This window comes from Nocardia pseudovaccinii NBRC 100343 (assembly GCF_001613225.1).
GTDB lineage: Bacteria > Actinomycetota > Actinomycetes > Mycobacteriales > Mycobacteriaceae > Nocardia > Nocardia pseudovaccinii.
Genome location: NZ_BDBY01000352.1, coordinates 1 through 4,339 on the forward strand (window position 1 = coordinate 1; position 4,339 = coordinate 4,339).

General features: G+C 63.3%; 6 protein-coding genes. 3 read left to right on the top strand and 3 right to left on the bottom strand.

What is annotated here, in order from left to right; genetic code table 11:
- The first annotated feature begins 609 nt into the window (after positions 1–609).
- The 3 genes from NP3_RS38465 to NP3_RS38475 are packed head-to-tail and all read left to right on the top strand — an operon-like array spanning position 610 to position 1,977.
- Positions 610–1,161 (top strand): DUF3558 family protein, encoded by a 552-nt coding sequence (locus NP3_RS38465; protein WP_169814659.1) that lies wholly within the window; start codon positions 610–612, stop codon positions 1,159–1,161.
- Positions 1,162–1,188: 27 nt separating this feature from the next.
- A complete protein-coding gene (locus tag NP3_RS38470) occupies positions 1,189–1,560 on the top strand; it encodes a hypothetical protein (protein WP_063046638.1) in 372 nt (123 codons plus the stop codon).
- Between the two features lie 21 nt (positions 1,561–1,581).
- Complete coding sequence (locus tag NP3_RS38475; RefSeq protein WP_218025017.1) at positions 1,582–1,977, top strand: Uma2 family endonuclease; 396 nt, start codon at positions 1,582–1,584, stop codon at positions 1,975–1,977.
- 393 nt (positions 1,978–2,370) lie between these two features.
- Here NP3_RS38475 and NP3_RS38480 read toward each other — a convergent pair whose 3' ends face one another.
- The 3 genes from NP3_RS38480 to NP3_RS38490 all read right to left on the bottom strand — a co-directional run bounded on the left by NP3_RS38480 (position 2,371) and on the right by NP3_RS38490 (position 4,220).
- A complete protein-coding gene (locus NP3_RS38480; protein ID WP_157124838.1) occupies positions 2,371–2,544 on the bottom strand; it encodes a hypothetical protein in 174 nt (57 codons plus the stop codon).
- Positions 2,545–2,587: 43 nt separating this feature from the next.
- Entirely contained in the window at positions 2,588–3,112 is a 525-nt protein-coding gene (locus NP3_RS38485) for a hypothetical protein (RefSeq protein ID WP_157124839.1), read from the bottom strand.
- Positions 3,113–3,365: 253 nt separating this feature from the next.
- Positions 3,366–4,220, bottom strand: coding sequence for a hypothetical protein (locus tag NP3_RS38490; protein WP_063046641.1), 855 nt, complete (start codon positions 4,218–4,220; stop codon positions 3,366–3,368).
- Positions 4,221–4,339: the final 119 nt, after the last annotated feature.

The window sequence follows — 4,339 nt, forward strand, 5'->3', positions numbered from 1 at the left end:
CATATCCGGATCTGGTCCAAGCCCGGGACCAGTGGCCGAAACTGGCGCGGCTATGGGACGCGTTACGTCACGACATGTGGACGGTACTGTGTCCCACGTCCCGGTCCTCGGTCACGGCCAGGCACCCGCAGTGACTCCGGATATGCCGCCGGACGACGAGCGGCACGCGAATGAACTGCCCTTGATACGAGAGTGGTTGCACGCCACCGAGAATGCAGCTGGCGCTGGCTATTGCGTCGAGCGCGAGCCGAACCCGCCATACGGCTGGAACCTTATCGACGGATCGGGCGCGACAGTGTGCAGTGGACCTCTGGACCGGCTCGATCAGTGGCTAATCCGCCGGAACTCCGAATCGACCGCATCGTCCGGCACGACGGAGCATCCTCTGCCGCAACGCGTTCAGGGTGCGTCGGGACACATTCCGGCCGGTCCGGTGAGTCCGCCGCCGGTGGAGTTGATCGCTCGGTTCGCGACCGCAGTGACGGAATGGTCCGCTGAACGGCCGGACACCGCATTCTCGCCGCCGCGCACATCGATGGATCATCTCGACCAGCGTGCGTCTGTCCTACACTTTGGACCGGCGCGTGAATGCCGGACGGAGGGGTGCAGATGCGACGACGAGCAACAGCCGCCGGGGTTTTGGCTGGGGTGGTCCTCTTGACCGGGGGCTGTGGGTCGACCACTAGCGGCACACCGACTCCGAGTACCAGCATGACCACCGACATAACGGCTGCGACGGCAGCATTGTGGGATCCCTGTCAGATCTCTCAGGATGTGTGGCGCAGTATCGGCGTCGACCCGTCCACGCTGAGTTCTGACATCGGTGGCACCCAAGAACCCGGATTCAAGCTGTGCGGGGGTCACGACACGAAGCCCGAGCGGACATTCGACGTTGACGTATGGTCGACCATCCACACGGTCGAGGACTACAAGAGGAAGGAAGCCAATACCGAATTCGTCCCGGTCAATGTCGCAGGGCGTGCCGGTGTCCGGTACCGGCCCGCAGGCGACAAGCGTGGCGACCAGTGCGTTCTTCTGTTTCCAGCCAGGCAGGGCGCGTTCTCGATAGACGTGATGAAGCAGGAAGCAAGCAGTCCGGTGGCGCCGTGTGACCGCGCTATCGCGGTTGCCGAGATTGTGGTTCCATTGTTGCCACAGTGACCGAGCGATAATGGGGGCGCCGTGTCTATGGACGAGGAGATCACTCGCTGGCGGCATCTCGCGGACGAAGCGCAGGCGGGTCGGCTGACCCTCGATCCATCGGTCGCAAACGACTGCTTCGCAGCTTGCGAGAAACAGATCCAGGTCTACGAAGACTGCCGAACACTCCTTCGGCGTATGGACCGTGTCACGGGACTAGGCAAATTCGATTGCGCGGACGCACTTGCGAAGATGCTGGGCGAGAAAGCCATCGGCGGTGACGGGGATGTCGACTCCGCGCTAGCCGAGCACATCGAAGTGGTGAAGCTGATCCGCGACACAATCAAGGTATCGGTCGTGCGGCTCACCGAGCGGGATCAACAGAACGCCCAAGGCATCGCCGGTATTCAGATCCAGTAAGAACGAACTGGTGGGACGACTGTGCATTGGCCAGATCATCTTCTGACACTGGATGATTGGATCGCGCTGCCCGAGGACAACAGCCGCGGTTATGAACTCGTAGCGGGTGTGCTCATCGTGTCGCCGAGACCGATGGCGAAACGCCAAGACGCGGTTTGGCGGCTGGCGGCGCAACTCCAGCCGCAGCTTCCCACTGTGTGGGACGTTGTTATCCAGGCCGAGCTGGTGATCGATCCATCGTCGCCGTCGACGGTCCGGGTTCCGGATGCAATGGCGGTCCGCCGCGAAGCATTGGAGCGGAATCTCCCGCGCTTCGATCCGGGCGATGTATTGCTGGCTGTGGAAATCATCGCGGTTGGCTCGAAACGGACCGATACCGTCACCAAATTCGCTGAATATTGCCGGGGGTCGGTATAGAGCACTACTAGTTGATCGACCTCGATGACCCGGTCAGCCTGACGGCGCTATCGATTGATCGACGGGGACTACGAACTGGTCGGCGAGAAATCCGGGCGGGCGGTACTCGACCTGGCTGGTGCGTCGATCGCGTTGGATCTTGCGGCACTGGTGAGCGGCAGGGCGTAGATCGCTGAGTCGATGGTGGATCGGGTATCGGCTCGTGCCAGTGGCCGGAATCGCGCTGGGGTGGTCAAGGTTCGCGGGCGTCGAAGACGGTGACGCGACAGCCGTGCTGTCGGCCGATGTTCGGTAAGCTGCACCAACTGTTCGAGCATGGCGCGCGGGCGATCGATCCGTTCCTGGGCGGAGCCTTTCGTCGTCGCCAGATCAAGCCTGGCTACCGACCAATTCCTATGCGCTGCGCCCGAGTTCATGCGCTGCGTCGCGCTCGACAAGCAACCGCTCATCCTCCTCGGCCAGCCTTGCCCGCAGATCGGCAACCGTCAGATGAGTGCGGGTGGGCCTCGGTCGCACCAGCATCCTGACCACCGTGGCGATCACCACGACAACAAGTACGACACTCACGATCACGATGACATTCATCGGTGTCCCCACCAGACGTTGCGCATCAATCCAGAACCTCACGAAGTTGGATACCCGCCGGGATATCGCCGGTGTGGAAGTAGGTAGCGAATACCTCCGCCGCATGATCGGCGTCGAAGATCTCGTCGGGATACACGCGCAGCAGCTCGGTCCCATTCGGCACGTCGACGCCCGGGTAGCCGACGCGCTCGCCGGGCAGGCCGAGCAGGTACCGGCGCGGCACCCCGTCGTCATCGGTGCGCAGCTCGATGGCCAGCACGTCGGCCGACCCGATGCACTCCACAGAGTTCCTGCCCGGCGCGGCGCTGAACGTCGCGGTGATCTCGGACGCGGGCATCGGATGTGGCAGCCGGGTGAGATTCACCGAGTAGGAATCGAATCCGTCCAGTCTGCGCAGCGGGCGCAGGAAGTTGATCACGGAGTCGTCCGGGCCGATGAAGACCCTGAGTCGATTGCTGTAGGTGAGCCGATGGGTGGCGGTCACCGGTTCCGCTGTCGGACCGCTCTCTTCGAGCTCGACCCCCAACCCGATTGCAGTACGCGCGCTCATCGGACGCGGAACCTCCATGTGAAACCCACCTACCACCATAGTTATCAACTAGCTAACTCAGCATTGCGGTTGTCGAGCCAAGATGGAAGGTCTGTGTGATGTGTGACGCATCACGGTTTCATTGCGAACTGCCGTGAGCCACCTGGGCTCTTCGGGCGCGAGCGAAATATCGCGCGGCTCCGTTGAACCCAGGTGCCGCGCGACGGTCACGATCTCTGCCTGGTTGCCAAAAGGTTTCCGGCAGTCGAACAACTCAGCGTCGAAGGCCGGAGATCGATCTGGGCTCGGCGTCGTGCCGATACACCGGGGTGAGCAGATCGGCATCGACCGGTTCCCCGGTGGAACGGTCGTAGCGGACGGCGACCAGCACCGAAAACAGATGTGTCGCAGCACGTTCGTGCAGTGTGGCCAATCTGGTTGCGAGCAAACGGATTGCGCCGAGCGAGCCGGGTGGGTGCAGGCCGTCGATGATCAGGGCGGTGCCGCGTCCGTCGGGACGCGGCAGGCGCGCGACATAGGCGATATCGTGCGGTTCCGGACCGCCCGGCCGGTATACCCGGCGGGCCGCCCGATCTTCGATGCCGCGCCGGGCATCCCCGGCGCGCGCCACCGCGCGCCGCAGTCGCGGATCGGCCGCGATGAGCTGACGAATGCTCGGCGAGAGTTCGGGCCCGCCGAGCACGATCAGTCCGTCGCGATTCAGGTCGACGGGTCGGCCGGGCAGGAAGTGTTCGACCGTTGCGGTGAAGCCGAGTTCGCGAAGTAGCTCCACCAGTCGTTGTGCCGCACTCGGATCCGGTGCGCCGAGCACTCGGCCGCCGCGCACCTCCGGAGCGATTACCGTGAGCGATCCGTGCCCGAAAAACAGACCTTCCGGTGCGGGACCCTGGGTACTCACCTGATGGATCCGCGCGCGGGAAAGTCCCGCCGCCGCACCGATTCTGGCGAAGGTCCAGCCATCGGCATGAAGTTCCCTGATCACCGCCCTGCGGATACGGGTTAGTTCGTTGATGGTCTGCTGGGCCGCCGCCACCCCATCGGTGGCCGCCTTGAGTCGCTCGACTTTATCTTCGATCGCGAAAACGCGCGCCACGTCATCGGCCGACATGTGCGAAGTCTAGACATCTCGACACGATCAAGCGTCTAGTCTTCTTGACACAACAGACCCGTTGAGACCCTTAGCAACCACGTCGGAGCGAGTCTTACGAGCGACGTTCGCGGCCCGTC

Coding starts and splice junctions, on each gene's coding strand:
- NP3_RS38465 (WP_169814659.1), top strand. CDS start 610: ATGCGACGACGAGCAACAGCCGCCGGGGTTTTGGCTGGGGTGGTCCTC.
- NP3_RS38470 (WP_063046638.1), top strand. CDS start 1,189: ATGGACGAGGAGATCACTCGCTGGCGGCATCTCGCGGACGAAGCGCAG.
- NP3_RS38485 (WP_157124839.1), bottom strand. CDS start 3,112: ATGAGCGCGCGTACTGCAATCGGGTTGGGGGTCGAGCTCGAAGAGAGC.
- NP3_RS38490 (WP_063046641.1), bottom strand. CDS start 4,220: ATGTCGGCCGATGACGTGGCGCGCGTTTTCGCGATCGAAGATAAAGTC.